14 protein-coding genes and 1 tRNA gene are annotated in these 15,789 nt (G+C 62.9%); 2 read left to right on the forward strand and 13 right to left on the reverse strand.

Annotation, left to right across the window (positions count from 1 at the left end):
* Positions 1-54 precede the first annotated feature (54 nt).
* From AR689_RS11715 to AR689_RS11750, 8 genes are all read right to left on the reverse strand, one after another.
* A complete protein-coding gene (locus AR689_RS11715) occupies positions 55-1,512 on the reverse strand; it encodes a dihydrolipoyl dehydrogenase family protein (RefSeq protein ID WP_062070343.1) in 1,458 nt (485 codons plus the stop codon).
* 170 nt (positions 1,513-1,682) lie between these two features.
* Positions 1,683-2,369, reverse strand: coding sequence for an N-acetylmannosamine-6-phosphate 2-epimerase (locus tag AR689_RS11720; RefSeq protein WP_062070345.1), 687 nt, complete (start codon positions 2,367-2,369; stop codon positions 1,683-1,685).
* Positions 2,370-2,390: 21 nt separating this feature from the next.
* Entirely contained in the window at positions 2,391-3,383 is a 993-nt protein-coding gene (locus AR689_RS11725) for an ROK family protein (protein ID WP_062073759.1), read from the reverse strand.
* A 15-nt stretch (positions 3,384-3,398) separates the two neighbouring features.
* Entirely contained in the window at positions 3,399-4,316 is a 918-nt protein-coding gene (locus AR689_RS11730; RefSeq protein WP_062070347.1) for a dihydrodipicolinate synthase family protein, read from the reverse strand.
* Between the two features lie 36 nt (positions 4,317-4,352).
* Entirely contained in the window at positions 4,353-5,159 is an 807-nt protein-coding gene (locus AR689_RS11735; protein ID WP_062070349.1) for an ABC transporter ATP-binding protein, read from the reverse strand.
* The gene (locus AR689_RS11740) at positions 5,156-7,276 is read right to left on the reverse strand and encodes a dipeptide/oligopeptide/nickel ABC transporter permease/ATP-binding protein (RefSeq protein WP_062070351.1); all 2,121 of its coding nucleotides are present in this window, start codon (positions 7,274-7,276) and stop codon (positions 5,156-5,158) included. Before AR689_RS11740 ends, AR689_RS11735 begins: the two co-directional genes overlap by 4 nt.
* Before the next feature lie 3 nt (positions 7,277-7,279).
* Positions 7,280-8,236 carry an ABC transporter permease gene (locus AR689_RS11745; protein ID WP_286158880.1) on the reverse strand — a complete coding sequence of 319 codons (957 nt, stop codon included), beginning with the start codon at positions 8,234-8,236 and terminating at the stop codon, positions 7,280-7,282.
* A gap of 101 nt (positions 8,237-8,337) precedes the next feature.
* Entirely contained in the window at positions 8,338-9,975 is a 1,638-nt protein-coding gene (locus AR689_RS11750) for an ABC transporter substrate-binding protein (RefSeq protein WP_062070354.1), read from the reverse strand.
* Positions 9,976-10,245: 270 nt separating this feature from the next.
* Between AR689_RS11750 and AR689_RS11755 the strand changes: the two genes are divergently transcribed.
* The gene (locus AR689_RS11755) at positions 10,246-10,974 is read left to right on the forward strand and encodes a FadR/GntR family transcriptional regulator (RefSeq protein ID WP_062070356.1); all 729 of its coding nucleotides are present in this window, start codon (positions 10,246-10,248) and stop codon (positions 10,972-10,974) included.
* A gap of 137 nt (positions 10,975-11,111) precedes the next feature.
* Here the strand turns inward: AR689_RS11755 and AR689_RS11760 are convergent.
* Positions 11,112-11,185: transfer RNA gene (locus AR689_RS11760), tRNA-Arg, on the reverse strand.
* 284 nt (positions 11,186-11,469) lie between these two features.
* Here AR689_RS11760 and AR689_RS11765 point away from each other — a divergent pair.
* Entirely contained in the window at positions 11,470-13,296 is a 1,827-nt protein-coding gene (locus tag AR689_RS11765; RefSeq protein ID WP_062070358.1) for a phosphoenolpyruvate carboxykinase (GTP), read from the forward strand.
* Positions 13,297-13,399: 103 nt separating this feature from the next.
* Here AR689_RS11765 and AR689_RS11770 read toward each other — a convergent pair whose 3' ends face one another.
* The 4 genes from AR689_RS11770 to AR689_RS23655 all read right to left on the reverse strand — a co-directional run.
* On the reverse strand, positions 13,400-14,557 hold the full coding sequence (locus AR689_RS11770; protein ID WP_062070360.1) for a globin domain-containing protein: 1,158 nt from the start codon (positions 14,555-14,557) through the stop codon (positions 13,400-13,402).
* A gap of 152 nt (positions 14,558-14,709) precedes the next feature.
* Positions 14,710-15,180, reverse strand: a complete 471-nt coding sequence (locus AR689_RS11775; protein WP_062070362.1) for an RrF2 family transcriptional regulator — start codon at positions 15,178-15,180, stop codon at positions 14,710-14,712.
* Between the two features lie 22 nt (positions 15,181-15,202).
* Positions 15,203-15,655, reverse strand: coding sequence for a hypothetical protein (locus tag AR689_RS11780; protein ID WP_062070364.1), 453 nt, complete (start codon positions 15,653-15,655; stop codon positions 15,203-15,205).
* Between the two features lie 8 nt (positions 15,656-15,663).
* The coding region (locus tag AR689_RS23655) for a hypothetical protein (protein ID WP_156424675.1) at positions 15,664-15,789 on the reverse strand (126 nt) is incomplete at its 5' end.

Here is a 15,789-nt window from a genome sequence, read left to right on the forward strand (position 1 = left end):
AAATGGTGTCTGCTGAAAGTCTAACTAAACTGACCAGTCAGTTCAAATAGGAGTTTAGAGTCCGTACTTTTCTAGAAGCCGCAGCCACACTTCGCTGATGGTGGGGTACGACGGAACCGCATGCCAAAGGCGGTCCAGGGGCACCTCGCCCACTATCGCGATCGTTGCGGAATGGAGGAGTTCTGCCACTCCAGGGCCCACGAACGTGGCGCCCAGAATGACTTTCCGATCCTCATCAACCACCATCTGCGCCCAGCCCTTGTAATCAGGGGAGTGCAGTTGGGAGCCGGAGACGTTGATGGGGAGTTCCACGCCGGTGACGTTCTTGCCCTGCAGCAGTGCCTGCTCCAGGCTTGGGCCAACCGAGGCCACCTCCGGATCCGTGAATACCACGCTGGGGACGGCGTGATCATTGGCCGTGTGGGCATAAGGGCTCCACGGTTGCGGGGGGCCACTGAGCTTGCCGTTGGCCCTTGCCACAATGGCGTCGCCGGTAGCCCGGGCCTCGTATTTACCCTGATGGGTCAGGAGTACCTTGCCGGCCGCATCCCCGGCGGCGTAAAGCCAGAATCCGCTGGTGCCATCACTAGCGGGGCCTTCCACCAGGCCGCTGGCTTCGGTAGTGAGTCGCAGGGGTTTGCCCTCCTGCGCTTCCACGCCCACATTTTCCAGGCCTAGATTGGCCAAAGCGGGGTGCCTTCCGGAGCTCACCAAGAGCTGGTCGGCATCCAGTGTGGTGCCGTCGAGCATCACCGTGACCGAACCGTCGTCGTTCTTCCCCACCCTCTGGACATCAGTGTGGAGGTGGACGGCAACGCCATCGGCGCGAAGCCCGGCCAGCACCAGGTTGGCGGCTTCCTCCGGGTAGCTGCTCAGCAAACGGCCGCGGGCAATGAGCGTGACATCCGAGCCGAGGCGGGCGAAAGCCTGCGCCATTTCCACACCGGCTACGCCACCGCCGAGCACCACAAAACGCTTCGGGATTTCCTTGGCGGCCGTGGCGCCGCGGGTTGTCCAGAAAGGGACGTCGCTGAGGCCGTCAATGTCCGGAATGGTGGGAGTGGAGCCTGTCGCAACCACCACGGCATGGTGGGCTTTGAGCGCGTAACTGTTGCCATCGACCCCGTCCACGTGGACTTCCCGGGGTCCGGTGATGCGACCCCGGCCACGGATCAACTCAATGCCGGCACTGTCCAGCCATTCAACCTGGCTGCCGTCCTGCCAATTATTGGTGAACCAGTCCCGGTGTTTTAGCGCAGCCTCGGCGTCTATGGTTCCCGTGATCGCTTCCATGGCTCCCGGCACCACTTGGGCGGCGTGGAGCGCGCTCCCCGGACGGAGGAGTGCTTTGGAAGGAATGCAGGCCCAGTACGAGCACTCGCCGCCCACCAATTCGCTCTCGATAATCACCGCCGTCAGGCCGCCGCGAACCACCCGGTCCGCCACGTTTTCACCTACGGCACCTGCGCCGATCACAATGACGTCAAATTCACGGGAGCTCTCGGCAGTCATGGGGAAAGCCTACAACCGCTGCCCCCGCGTTGTGAGGCCCACTCTTCGGGGTTCGTGGGGGTTTTGGGGCGCAGAGTGGGCCCCGCAACGCGAGAGTGGTGTCTTGTGAGGCCTGCTCTGCGGGGTTCATGGGGGTTTTGGGGCGCAGAGCGGGCCCCGCAACGCAGGGCCTACGCGTGCATCGCGCCCTTGAACCAGCCCGTAATCGACGCCGGATGGGTGATCGCGGTGCCAACAACCACGGCAAAGGCGCCGGCGTCCAGGGCCTGACGGGCGTGGGCGGGGGTGTGGATGCGGCCCTCTGCGATGAGTGGTTTGCCCAGGTCAGCGGAGGCGATCTGCTCCAACAGCTCCAGGTCCGGACCGTCGGTCTTAGGGCGCTCGCCAGTGTAACCGGACAACGTGGTGCCGATCAGGTCTGCCCCCGCTTCCACAGCAGCAACGGCATCCTCAAACGAGCCGCAATCTGCCATGACCAGTGCATGGGACTCCGAGTGGATACCGGCAACAGTGTCAGCAAGGCAAAGCCCATCGGGCCGTGAACGGCGCGTTCCATCAATCGCCACAACATGCGCGCCCGCATTCGCCACGGCCAGGGCGTGCCGGAGTGTGGGTGTAATGAAGACGCCGTGGTGCCCGTCCTTCCAGAGGCCAATGACAGGAACCTCGACGGCGGTGCGCGTGAACTGCACGTCGGCCAACCCTTGGACACGGATCGCCGCGGCGCCCCCGATGACCGCCGATGCCGCCACTTGCCCCGTGGTCCGGGGATCGCGCATGGGCTCTCCGGGGTATGCCTGACAGGAGACGATCAGTTGGGAACGGAGGGCCTCGAGGCCTGTGGGGGTGAGGATCATGATGTCTCCCTTACTTACGGACTACTTAAGAGCGAGTTTTGCCGCGCCAACAATGGCAGCGGTGTTGCCGAGGCGTGCCCTCACAACGGGCACGGAGGCCAAGGGAGCCAGCAGTTCCTGACGCAAGGCGAACTCCATGGGCTTCCACCAGAGCTCGCCGGCGTCGGCCAAACCACCGGAAATCACCACGGTTTCGGGGTCAAGAATGTTGATGAGTCCGCCTACGGCTTGCCCGGCGGCGGCTGCGCCGACGTCTATGGCACACAAAGCAGCGGCGCGGCCGTCCGCCGATCCTGCGGCAGCACCGCCGTCGGGCGTTTCAGCAGCAGAGGCCAGCGCAAACACGCCACGCGTGTCCGAAGCCTCCAAGGCAGAACCGCCGAACCGCAGGAACGCCTCGTAGAGGGCCGGCCCGGAAGCGATCGCCTCGACGTGCCCGACCGAACCGCACACACACGGCAGCGGAACACCGTCGGAAACCGCCAATGGCGATGCGAAGTGCCCAACGTGCCCGCCCACGAAGCGGTGCCCCAGTACAGGCGATCCGTCCAGCACGAAGCTCCCGCCCACGCCGGTTCCGAACGCCACCATGAGCGAACTTGAGGATCCAGCGGCCGCACCCAGCCAGGCCTCGCCGAGGGCATGGGCGTGGACATCATTGACGGCGCGCACGGTCTGTACGGACGGGGCAGCGAGTGAAAGTCGGGCAGACAGCCCAGCAACAAGCGAAGTCCCGGCCCAGCCACGGATCGCGTCGGTCGCAGAGACGACGGTCCCGGCAACAGCATCAATGACCCCGGCGGAGCCGATGCCGACGCCGGAAACTGACATTCCGGCGTCGGCAGCGCGCTCCACCAAGCCCGTGATCAGCGCAGCGGTGGCGTCGAGGATCGCTTCGCCACCGGCCCGGTTCAACGTCGGAATGGTCTCCGACATGAGCACTTCACCAGAGCGGGCAACAACCCCGGCGGCGGTTTTGGTGCCGCCGAGGTCAACGCCGATCACGTGGGTCATGGAAGTCATAAAAACCTAGACCAGCCCGTTCCGCTCCAGAATTTCGCGGATCGCGGCAGTCTCGGAGTCGTTCAAGGACAGCATCGGCGAGCTCATGGTGTTGGACTCGATCACGCCCATCACCTGCAGCGCGGTCTTGAACGCACCCAGGCCAGCAGCGCCTCCGGAGACGCGGCCGTTGGGGGTGTAGACGATCTCGAAGACGTCGGCCAGGCGATCCTGCTCGCGGGCCGCGAGAGCCCAGTCGCCGGCCTGCGCGGCGTCGAACAGGCGGCGGTAGCCGGCCGGGTCGACGTTGCCGAGGCCTGGAACAACGCCCTGCGCGCCGCCCAGGAGGGCGCCGTCCACCACAACTTCGTGACCGGTGAAGATGTCGAAGTTGGGGATGTCCTTGGCCGCGAGGAGCAGTTGGCGGAAGGAGACGTCGTCGCCGGAGGAGTCCTTGACGCCGGCAATGACGCCGTCGCGGCCGAGGCGGACCAAGAGGTCCGTGGGCAGCTTGAAGTGTGTGCGGACCGGGACGTCGTAGGCGAAGATCGGCTTCTCGATGGCGGCGTGGATGCTGCGGAAGTGGGTTTCGGTCTCCGCGGCGTTGCCAATGGCGTAGTACATGGAGGTAACCACGATCGCGTCGGCGCCGAGGTCTACCACCTTGCGCGCTTCTTCGATGACGCGGGTGGTGGTCTGCTCGTTGGCGCCCACGATCAGCGGAACTGCTCCAGCGTTGGCGTCGGCGATGGTGGAGACCACCAACTCACGCTCATCGTTGGTCAGGTAGGGGACTTCGCCGGAGGAGCCCAGGACGAACAGGCCGGACACACCGCCGTCGATCAGGTGCTTGGTGACGTTTTTCAGCGACGCGGTGTCGATGCTGCCGTCTGCGTGGCGGGGGGTGATGACCGGGGGGATGACGCCCTGGAACTGAGTGGACACAGAATTCTCCGTTGTTTGTAGCTTGTGAAGGGGAAACTAGATGTGGAGCAGGCTGGGCGCGGCGCCCAGCAGCTTCTTGGTGTAGTCGTTGCTCGGGTTGTCGAAGACCTGCGCGGCTGAGCCTTGTTCGACGATCTTGCCGAAGTACATGACGCAGATACGGTCCGAGACGTAGCGGACGGTCTGGATATCGTGCGAGATGAACACCATGCCGAGGTTCAGCTGCGTTTTCAGGTCGGAGAGCAGGTTCAGGACCTGCGCACGGACGGAAACGTCCAGCGCCGACGTCGGCTCGTCCGCCACGATGATGTCCGGGTCCAAAGCCAACGCGCGGGCGATCGCCACGCGCTGGCGCTGGCCGCCGGAAACCTGCGACGGCGTCACTTCGGCTGCCGAGTGTGGCAAGCCCACCAGCGCCAAGAGTTCCTTGACCTTGGCGGCACGGGAAGCAGCGTTGCCGATCCCATGGATCTGAAGGGGATCAGTGAGGATGTCCTGGATGGTCATGCGCGGGTTCAAGGCGGTCGCCGGGTCCTGGAAGACCACGGAGACGGAGCGCCCAAACTGTTTGCGCATGGCCGCGTTCCGCTTGATGGCCGGCTTTCCGTGGAACAAAACCTTGCCCGACGTCGGCGGCTGAAGTCCCACGAGCACCGAAGCGAGGGTGGACTTGCCGCAGCCGGACTCGCCCACGATGCCGACGGTTTCGCCGCGGCTGATGGTGAAGTCCACGCCGTCAACAGCTTTGACGATATTTGGACGGAACAGGCCGCCGGTCCGTGCGTGGTGGTAGACCTTGACGTCCTTGAGCTCGATGACCGGCTTCCCGGTGGATTCACTCATTTCGCATCCTCCTTCAGGTGGCTCGCCCAGTAGTGGTCGGCATCGCCGCCGTTGACGGAGCCAACGGAAGAAACAGCGGTGAGGACCAGTTTCTGGTGGGGATCGGCGTCGGGTCGCAGTGAGCGGGCCGCGAAGCGGTCGCCCGTGGCGAAGTCCCGCGGGGACGGAACCGTGCCGGGGATCTGGTGGAGGCGGACAGCGTCGGCTTCGATGGACAGCACCGCGCCGAGGAGTCCACGGGTGTACTCGTGCTTGGGATTCTGCAGAAGCTCGGAAGCCTGTGCGGATTCCACCACTTGGCCGGCGTACATCACCGTGATGCGGTGGGCCAGCGAGGCGACCAACGCGAGGTCGTGGCTGACGAACACCATGGCGAAGCCGAGTTGTTCACGCAGTTCGTTGAGCAGGTCAACAACCTGCTTCTGGACCGTGACGTCCAGGGCGGTGGTGGGCTCGTCGGCAACAACGATCTTCGGTGAACGGGAGAGGGCCATGGCGATCAGCACGCGTTGGCGCTGGCCGCCGGAGAGCTCATGCGGGTAGCTGGCGAGGGTCCGGACGGGATCCAGTTTCACCATTTCCAGGAGCTCGGCAGGAGTTTTGCGCCCACCGCGTTTGGTGAGTTGTTCCAGCTGGTCCTTGATCTTCATGGACGGATTCAGGGAGCTCAACGCATCCTGGTACACCATGGCGATCTGCTCGCCGCGGAGGCCCTCATAGGCCTTGACGTTGCTGTGCTTGGTGGCGGCGTCCAGGAGTTCCTTGCCGTCGAACGTGATGGAGCCGGTGACCTGGGCAGTCTTGGGCAGCAGCCCCATCACGGCCAGGGAAGTGATGGACTTGCCACAACCGGATTCGCCCACCAGGCCCATGGTTTCGCCTTCGCGGACGGTGAAGGAGACGTTATCCACGATCGCGATGTCGCCAAAGCGGCCCGGGAAGCGGATGGACAGGTTCTTCACTTCCAGCACGTTGCGGGCCTCGGGAGAAACCTGCGGGAGGCGGTCGGTGCGCTTCGCTTCGATGGCTGCCAAGAGTTCCAGTTCGCGATCCAGCAGGAGGTGCGGGTTGGCTGCGGCGAGCTTCACGTCGGTGAGCACGGCTGAGGTTCCCGCCTCTGAAGCGACGCCGTCAGCGGAAGCCGGGATGACGCCGTCGAGCTCGTGTGCCTCAACCACGGAAGGCTGGGCAACGGAGGTGGCAACCTCGGCATCGACAGCAACGGCTGCGGAGGATCCGTCGTCGTCCTTTACTACAGGTGCGCGGCGCAGCTTCGGGTTCACCATGGCGTCTGTGAGGCCCTCGGCCAGGATGTTCAGTGACAGCACGGTCAGCAGGATGGTGAGGCCGGCGAAGGTAGTGGCCCACCAGCCGCCGGACAGGACCAGGTTGCGGCCGTAGGAGATCACGTTGCCCCAGGAAGGAGCGGGGTCCTGTACGCCGGCGCCCAGGAAGGACAGCGAGGCTTCGAGGATGATGGCGTCGGCCACCATGACCGTGGCGAACACCAGCACGGGAGCGGCGGTGTTCCGGACGATGTGCTTGACCAGGATGTAGAAACGGCCTGCACCGATCACACGCTCGGCACGGACGTAGTCTTCGCCGTACTGGGCCAGCACGTTGGCGCGGACCACACGGGCCAGCTGCGGGGTGTAAATAATGGCGATCGCGATGATGATGGTGGGCACCGAGTTGCCGAATGCCGCCAACAGCACGGCGGCCAGGGCGATGCCGGGGAATGCCATGAGGATGTCCATGAGCCGCATGATGATCTCGTTCACGGACTTGCTGGAGGTGGCCGCGAAGGAACCGAGAAGCGCGCCGGCAAGAATGGCCAGGGCAACCGCGCCGAGGCCGATCATCAGCGAGGACTGTGCACCAAACAGGAGCCGGGAGAAAATGTCGCGGCCCAGGCGGTCGGTGCCGAAGAAGTGCTCGGCGCCGGGCGGCGTGGCGGGAATGAACGTCTCCAGGGGATCGTGTGGAGCGATGACCGGCGCGGAGATCGCTGCCAGCACAATCACGATGAGGAAGAGCAGGGCGATACGGGAGCCCCAGGGCAGGGCCTTGAAACGAATGCCCGGGGCACTTAGCCGTTCTGCGAGCTTGCTGCGCATGAGCTATACCGTCCTGATTCGGGGGTTGATGAGCAGGTAGAGGAGGTCCACCACGATGTTCACCAGAACAAAGGTGACCGAGATGGTGAGCACCACGCCCTGGACCAGGTTGACGTCCAGGTTGGTGATGCCGTTGAGGATCAGTTGGCCCATGCCGGGCAGGGCAAAAATCATTTCAATCACGACGGCGCCGCCCAGCAGGTAGCCGACGCGAAGTCCCAGCACGGTCACCGGGGTGACGAGCGCGTTGCGGAGGACGTTCTTGGAGACCACCTCGCGGTAGGGGACACCGTTGCCGATGGCGGTGCGGACGTAGTCGCGGTCCAGTTCCTCCACCATCGAGGTGCGGACCACGCGGATCAGCGACGCTGACACGGGGATGCCGAGGGCGAGTGCCGGGAGGGCCATCGAGTTGAGCCAACCGCCAAAGCCGGATTCCGGCGTCGCAATTCCGCCCGAGGGGAACATCGGGTTCTCACCGAGGGCGAACCACTGGATGAGCAGGATGCCGAGCCAGAACGACGGCGTGGCGATCGCGGCGATGGAGAAGACGCGGACCAGCTGGTCCTGCCATTTGTCGCGGTACAGGGCGCCCATGATGCCGAACGCCAGGGAGAGGACGATCGCGATGAGGACGCCAAGGAAGGTGAGCTGGAGCGTCAGGGGGAACGCCGAGCCGATCATGGATGCCACCGACTTGGCCGGTGGTGTGGTGGTGCCGAGGTCGAATTGCAGGAGCTTGCCGAGGAATCGGAAGTACTGCAGGACCAGGGGGTCATTCAGGCCATTGTCCTGGCGGTACTGCTGCTTGGCTTCTTCACTGGCGCCATCGCCGAGGGCGGAGCTTGCCTGATCGCCGGGAGCGGCCTGCAGGACGAGGAAGACGAGCAACGTAATGCCCAGGATCATCAATGGCAATGCTGCAAGTCTGCGGCCTAGCAAACGCAATATGGTGACCAATGTGTTCTCCGGTTGGTTGGATGCTGCTGGTTGCGGGCCCGCTCTGCGGGTTATTTGGGGGGTTAAGGCCGCAGAGCGGGCCCCACAACTCGAGGGGTGCTTTAGGCGGTTCGTCCGACGTCGATGAAGGACAAGCCGGTGGTGGGCAGGGGCTGGAAGCCGTTGAGCTTCTTCTCATCCCATGCGCTGGGCAGTTGGCGGTGGAAGACCGGGTACAAGGGAACTTCGTCCGAAACCATGTCCACGATTTCGCCCACGATCTTCTTGGCGTCGTCACCGGATGCCTGGGAGCCCTTGTTCATGAGTTCCTGCAGTTTGGTACGTTCCGGGGTGGTCCAGAAGGCACGCTTGTCCATCCACGTTGCGCCCGAGTAGAACCAGCTCAGCAGCAGGTCTGCATCGTTGCCGAAGACGGACGGATCGCCCGGGGCTGCAACTACGGAGAAGTCGCCCTTGCCCACGCGGTCGCTGTACAGGGCGCCGGACTGCAGGCTCTTCACAGTGACCTTGACGCCGGGGATCTTGTTCCAGGATTCGAGGATCAGTGGAGCAACGTCCTTGACCCAGGCGGTGTCCGTGGTGAGGAGTTCGAACTCGAGGTTGGTCACGCCAGCCTGCTTCAGGAGCTCCTCGGCCTTGGAGGTGTCAAAGCCATAGACGTTCTTGGCCTTGACGTAGTCCGGGTGGCCTTCCTGGAAGTAGGACGTGGCGGCCTTGGCGTTGCCGAACAGGGCCTTCTTGATGATGGATTCTTTGTCCATGCCGTAGTGCAGGGCCTGACGGACCAGTTTGTTGTCGAACGGTGCCTTGGCGCAGTTGAACATAAGGAACAACAGGCCGAAGGACTGGACGGATTCAACCTTGACCTTGGACTTCAGGCCGTCGACGTCCAGGTAAGGAACGTCTTCGATCGCCTGAACGCGGCCGGACTGGACCGCGGTGACGCGGGCAGCGGCGTCGGAAAGCAGCAGCCAGGTCATGCCCTTGGCCAGTGCCGGCTTGGGGCCGTTGTAATCGGCGAAAGCTTCGAAGACGATCTTGTCGTCCTTGACTGCCGAGATGAGCTTGTACGGACCGGAGCCCACGGGCTTCGCGTCGAAGGCCTTCAGGTCCGTGGCGAGTGCCTTGGGGACGATCTTGACCACCGAGATGCGTGGACCGAAGCCGGGGAAGGCGTACTTCAGGGTGAACTCCACCGTCTTCGCATCCAGCGGCTTGACGTCCTGGATGAAGGGGATGAACTGGGAGAACAGGGACTTGTTGGCCGGGTCCATCACACGGGTGAAGGAGAAGGCGACGTCTTCGGTGGTGACGGGGGAACCGTCGTGGAACTTGGCGCCTTCGCGGATGGTCACCTGGTAGGTGGTGTCGTTGACCTTCTTGGGGTCCGTGGCTGCCAAGGCGTTGTACGGCTGACGCGTGGCGGGGTGCAGTTCGATGAGGCCTTCGAAGATGTGCAGGTTGGCTGCCATCGGGGTAGCGCCGGAAGAGCTCAGCGGGTCAAAACCGGTGGACAGCGCATAGGAGATGCCGGCCTCAATGATGAGGTCCTTGTTGACCGCAGCCGTGTTGGTGGTGGTGCCCGTGGTGGTGCTGGCAGCGCCGCCGCACGCAGAAAGGGTTGCCGTGAAGGCGGCTGCTGCACCAACTGCGCCGCTTAGCTTCAGGAAGTTCCGGCGGCTGGCGTCGTTGACCAGCGGCAGGCTGTGGATCGTCTTGCTCATAGGGTGCCTCACCATTCGCGTTTCGTGGGTTATCGGATGTAGGACGTCCGATGCTCGTATGGAAACTGTAAGGGCGGTCACAAGAGAACGTCAAGTGAGTGATTGCCGGCTGCGGCCGGTGCGGAAGGGAATTCTCAAAGGAATTCGGCGGCACAGCTATCAGGGAGGTGGGACATCCGATATTGTATGCTGCGAGTAACTCATTCTGCGGTGGGCACTAAGCTCGCCTCAATATTAACACCGCACCGCCTTCTTGCAGGGTGGCGCATTGGCTAGGAGAGCGCCATGACAACTTCCGGTGTGGTTCCGCAGGCGCGGTTCAGTGCACAGGCCCGGCTGCGTGCTTTGCAGTCGGACATTATGGAATTGATCCTCGAACGCGAACTCGAGGCCGGCGATCCATTGCCCACGGAGAGCGAGCTTTCCGGCGCACTCGGAGTGGGGCGCAATACGCTCCGCGAATCCCTCAAAGTTCTCCAGGCCCTGGGCGTGATTGAGATCCGGCACGGCTTCGGCATGTTCGTGGCGCCGAGCAACTTTGATGCCCTTGCGGACGGCCTGACTTTCCGGGGCCGGCTGTCCCTGCGCCATCAGGGGTTGGAGGCCCTGCAGTTGGTTGATGTCCGCCAGGCATTGGAGTCGGGCCTGATCGGTTCCTCCATGGACGTCATGTCCAAAGAGCAGTTGGCTTCGATTGAAGAGGCCGTGAAGCAGATGGAGGACTTGGCCTCAGCGGGGGAGAACTTCGTTGCCGCGGACGCCGAGTTCCACCGCCGTCTTTTCGAGCCCCTTAATAACGAGCTCTTGATCAATCTCATGGGCGTCTTCTGGAAGGTCTACCGGAAAATCCATGTGGAGATCGGTCCCGGCAACGAGGATCTGGTCAAGACGGCAGCCATGCACCGCAGCATCTACGCTGCGGTTGCGGCCGGGGATAAAGTTTCAGCGTCCGAATTGCTGAACCGCCACTTCGACGGTATTCGTCGACGCATCACTGAGGCCGTGGAGGACTGAGCCTCCGCGCCTAACACAAGGGCCGCCGTCGTACTTTCCGAAAGTACGACGGCGGCCCTTTCAGTTCTGCGTGCGGGTCACCTGCAGCTGAGCATAAAAAAGACCCGCACCGGCGAACCGGTGCGGGTCTTCATCTGTGCGCCCAAAGGGATTCGAACCCCTGACCTTCTGTTCCGTAGACAGACGCTCTATCCAGCTGAGCTATGGGCGCATTTCGCGTGATTCTCGGCGGTCTGTTTCTCTGACCCCCTCGAACCTCAATAAACTTTACAGAAGTTCATGTGAAGTTCCAAATCGAAAAGCTGTAATCTAGGCAACTAGACCGGTCTACGTGACCTTCGTCACTTAAAATCCGCTTCTGTGATCAGCAAACCCTTATTTCTAGCGGTTTTCCTCTCTCGCCCCCAAAGATGTCCGATGTCTGACAGCGGATTGGTCTGGTCCGCGGCCCCTATCGTTTAGGACACACCACTGAACCCGAGGAAGGGAACCGCAATGGGCGATCTGGCGCGACTGCCGCTGCTTGAGAAGGCACCTACTACGCATGCACGCCTGCTGGCCTGGGTTGAGGAAGTTGCCGAGCTGACTCAGCCGGACCGCATCCACTGGGTTGATGGCAGTGAAGCAGAAAACAAGAAGCTCACGGACGAACTGGTTGGGGCCGGCACGCTGAAGCGGCTGAACCCGGAAACGTTCCCGAATTCCTTCGCGGCGTTCTCGGACCCCGCTGACGTTGCCCGTGTGGAAGAGCAAACCTTCATCTGCTCCGAGAACGAGCGCGACGCAGGCTTCACCAACAACTGGATGGCCCCGGCCGAGATGAAGCAGAAGCTTCGCGGACTGTTCGCCGGCTCCATGCGAGGCCGCACCATGTACGTCATCCCGTTCGTCATGGGCCACCTGGATGCTGAAGATCCCAAGTTTGGCGTCGAGATCACCGACTCCGCCTACGTTGTTGCCTCCATGCGCATCATGGCCCGCATCGGCACAGACGTCCTGGACCGCATCACCCAGACCGATGCTTTCTTCGTTCCGGCATTGCACTCGCTGGGTGCACCGCTCGAAGCCGGCCAGGCCGACGTCGCGTGGCCGTGCAACACCGACAAGTGGATTGTTCACTTCCCCGAAGAGCGCTCCATCTGGTCCTTCGGCTCCGGCTACGGCGGAAACGCACTTCTGGGAAAGAAGTGCTACGCGCTGCGCATCGCTTCGGTGATGGCACGCGACGAGGGCTGGCTTGCCGAGCACATGCTCATTCTCAAGCTGACCTCCCCCGAGCAGAAGACCTACTACGTCTCCGCTGCCTTCCCGTCCGCCTGCGGTAAGACCAACCTCGCGTTGCTCGACCCCACCATCAAGGGCTGGAAGGTTGAGACCCTGGGTGACGACATTACGTGGATGCGCTTCGGTAAGGAAGGCGAACTCCGCGCCGTCAACCCCGAGGCGGGCCTCTTCGGCGTCGCACCGGGAACCGGCTGGGGAACCAACCCCAACGCCATGCGTGCCATCGCCAAGGGCAACAGCATCTTCACCAACGTCGCATTGACCGATGACGGTGGCGTCTGGTGGGAAGGTATGACCGAGGAAACTCCGTCGCACCTGACCGACTGGCGCGGTGAGTCCTGGACTCCGGACTCCGACGCCCCTGCTGCGCACCCGAACTCCCGCTTCTGCACCCCGATCGACCAGATCGACATGCTGGCCGAGGAGTACTTCAGCCCCGAAGGCGTGGAACTGTCCGCGATCCTGTTCGGTGGCCGCCGCAAGACCACCATCCCGCTGGTCACCGAGGCGCGCAATTGGTCCAACGGCATCTTCATGGGCTCCACGCTGTCCTCGGAAACCACGGCTGCTGCCGCTGGCGCCGTTGGCGTTGTCCGCCGCGATCCCATGGCCATGCTTCCGTTCATCGGCTACGACGCCGGCGATTACCTGAACCACTGGGTGAACCTGTCCGCCAAAGCGAACCCGGAGCGTCTGCCCAAGATCTTCCTGGTCAACTGGTTCCGTCGCACGGCTGAAGGCGGCTTCGCCTGGCCTGGCTTCGGGGACAACGCCCGTGTGCTCAAGTGGGCCATCGAGCGGCTCGAAGGCAAGGCTGAGGCTGTGGAGACTCCGATCGGTTTTGTTCCGACCGGTGAATCCATCGACCTCGAAGGCCTGGACATGACTCCAGCCGAGGTTGAGTCCGCTGTTCGCGTCGACCCTGAGGAATGGGCAACCGAGCTGGCATCCATCGAGGAATGGTTCGCCAACTTCGGCGAATCGCTCCCGGCGGCACTCCAGTCGGAGCTGGACGGTCTCAAGACCCGTCTGGGCTAGACCTCTTAGGAACAACGGCGTTCTTAAGTGAACGACGGCGGCCCGTCACCTTTCGCATGAAAGGTGGCGGGCCGCCGTCGTGCTGTCTCCTGGATCGCGTGACTTAGTTGGCGAGCCAAACGTCAGGGCCGAACACCTCGTAATGAATGCGGGTGGCCGGAATTCCGGCGTCAATGGCTTCGTCGCGGATCTTCTTCATGAAGGGGAGCGGGCCGCAAAGATAAAGCGACGCATCGGCGGGCAGGTCCACCTCGCGCAGCGACATGAACCCTTCCTTGGAACCTTGCTGGGGACTTTCCAGCCACAGCTGCAGCTCGGCATCGATTTTCGCGGCGTCCGCCGTCATCTGTCCGCTGAGTGCCCAGTTCTCCATGGTTTTCTCAGCATGAAGCACCATCACCTGCCGGCCGGTACCTGTCTGCGCGAGCGCCCGCAGGATGGATGCCGCAGGAGTGCAGCCGATGCCCGCCGATGCCAGGATGACCGGGCCATCTCCCTCTCTGAGGGAAATTTCGCCGTAAGGATTCGAGATCTCGAGGATGTCGCCAGGTTCGACGCCCGCATGGAGGGCGGTGGATACCTCACCGCCGTCGTTCAGCTTGGTGGTGAAGACCCTGCTGGTGCCCGTGTCACCAGACAGCGAATACTGGCGAACCTGGCGGAGCCCGTCCGGGAGTTGGACCTTGACGCTGACATACTGGCCTGGCTTTGCTGCTGTGACAGGGGTTTCGTCGGCCGGCTCCAGGGTGAAGGTCATGGCGTCCGTGCCCGCCGGATCCTTGGCTGTGACCCGCCATGGCATCCACATCTTGCCGTTCGATTGTGAAGCGTAGAGGTCCTTCTCGAGCTTGATCAGGGCATCGGCCATGAGCCAGTAAACCTCCGTCCATGCTTCGGCGATTTCCGGCGTGATGACCTCCGCCAAGTCAGCGGCGATGGCTGCGAAGAGGTGCTCGTAGACAACTCCGTACATGTCCTCGGTGATGCCGAGGGAGGCGTGTTTGTGGGCTATGCGGGAAAGTACTTTTTCCGGGAGGGTGCCAGGGTTGCCGATCAAGTGGCTGGCAAAGGCGGCGATACTCCCGGCCAGGGCCCGCTGCTGGTCTCCGGAGCGCTGGTTGGAACGGCTGAAGAGTCCGTCGAGCAATTCAGGGTGCGCGGTGAAAAGCCGGTTGTAGAAGTCGACGGTGATCGTGCCGATCCGTGAACCTACCAACGGCAAGGTGGCTTCGATGATGGGGCGGGACTTTTCCGAGAGCATGGTTCTCCTGGTTGTCGGGGCCGGGGTGCCGACCGAATATATAGGCATTTGGAATGCGTATATTTATATCCCAAGTTCTACACTGCGTAGAAGAGTTGTGCAAACCGGAACGGAGTTGGCTGCTGAGGCCTGCTGCTTTTGCTTGAGGGGGCCTACGACTGTGTTGCTGGTGCCCTGAACTCCGGCCGCAGCCCAATGGACTGGAACACCGGGTTCATCTGGCGTGCATGGGGGAGGGCGGCGATAATCACGGAGTCGAGTTCGGTGTAGAACGCTTCCCGGGCCCGGTTCATCGCATGCCGCAGGCCGCACTCATTGATGAGCGGGCAGTTCTTTGTGGGGGACTGGCACTCCGCTGGATCCTGGCGGCTGTCCAAGTGCCGAAGGACTTCCCCAACCGTTGCCCTGCGCCCGGACTCATTGAGCCGGGAACCGCCCAGCCGTCCCCGTTCAACATCGATGTAGCCCAACGCGCGTAAGCGGACCATTGCCTTGCTGACGTGGTTGTAGGGCGTTCCCACAGCATCGGCCACCGCCTGGGTGGTCAGCAGCGTGCCTTCGGGAGCCGCAGCCAACACCATGATGGCGCGGAGGCTGACATCTGCGAAGGCGTTGATTTTCATGGGATCAGCTCACGGGTAGCGTCTAGTCCACCCAAATGGATGGTTCGTGGGTATCGGGCTCCATGCCGCTGAAGGCGAAACCGTCCACGGTGGGGGTGTAGGGAATAATCGCTGCGCGGACTTCCCCGTCCCGGTGTTCGGCTGCGCCATGGATGCCGTCAGATCCATGATCCGGCAGGCTGACGTCACTCACAACGGCCACAGCCTTGAAATCATCACGGCCTTGACGCAGTAGTTCGTGGATGTCGGCCAGCATCCCGCCGGCATCGATGTCACCATGTTCGTCAGGTTCCCCTGGAGTGACCAGCACAATCCGGAGCTCGCCGTCGTCAGAGAGCGTGACGGCGAACGGAAGGAACCCGCCGTTCTGCTGGAGATGCTCTTGAGCGGTTCCGAGGGCTGTGCCCAGTGTCTCGCGGAGTTCCCGGTCCTGGCTTGATTCGACTGAGGCGTCGTTGGTGGGCGTTTCGCTCATATCGACACCTAGGCCCGGACCAGCGCCAGGACGCGATCGCGGATCTTTTCCATCGTGGGGCGATCCTTGGCTTCTGCGTTCAGGCGCAGGAAAGGCTCCGTGTTGGATGGGCGGAGGTTGAACCACCAGCTGCC

It is taken from the genome of Arthrobacter sp. EpRS71, from assembly GCF_001512285.1.
Lineage (GTDB): Bacteria > Actinomycetota > Actinomycetes > Actinomycetales > Micrococcaceae > Arthrobacter.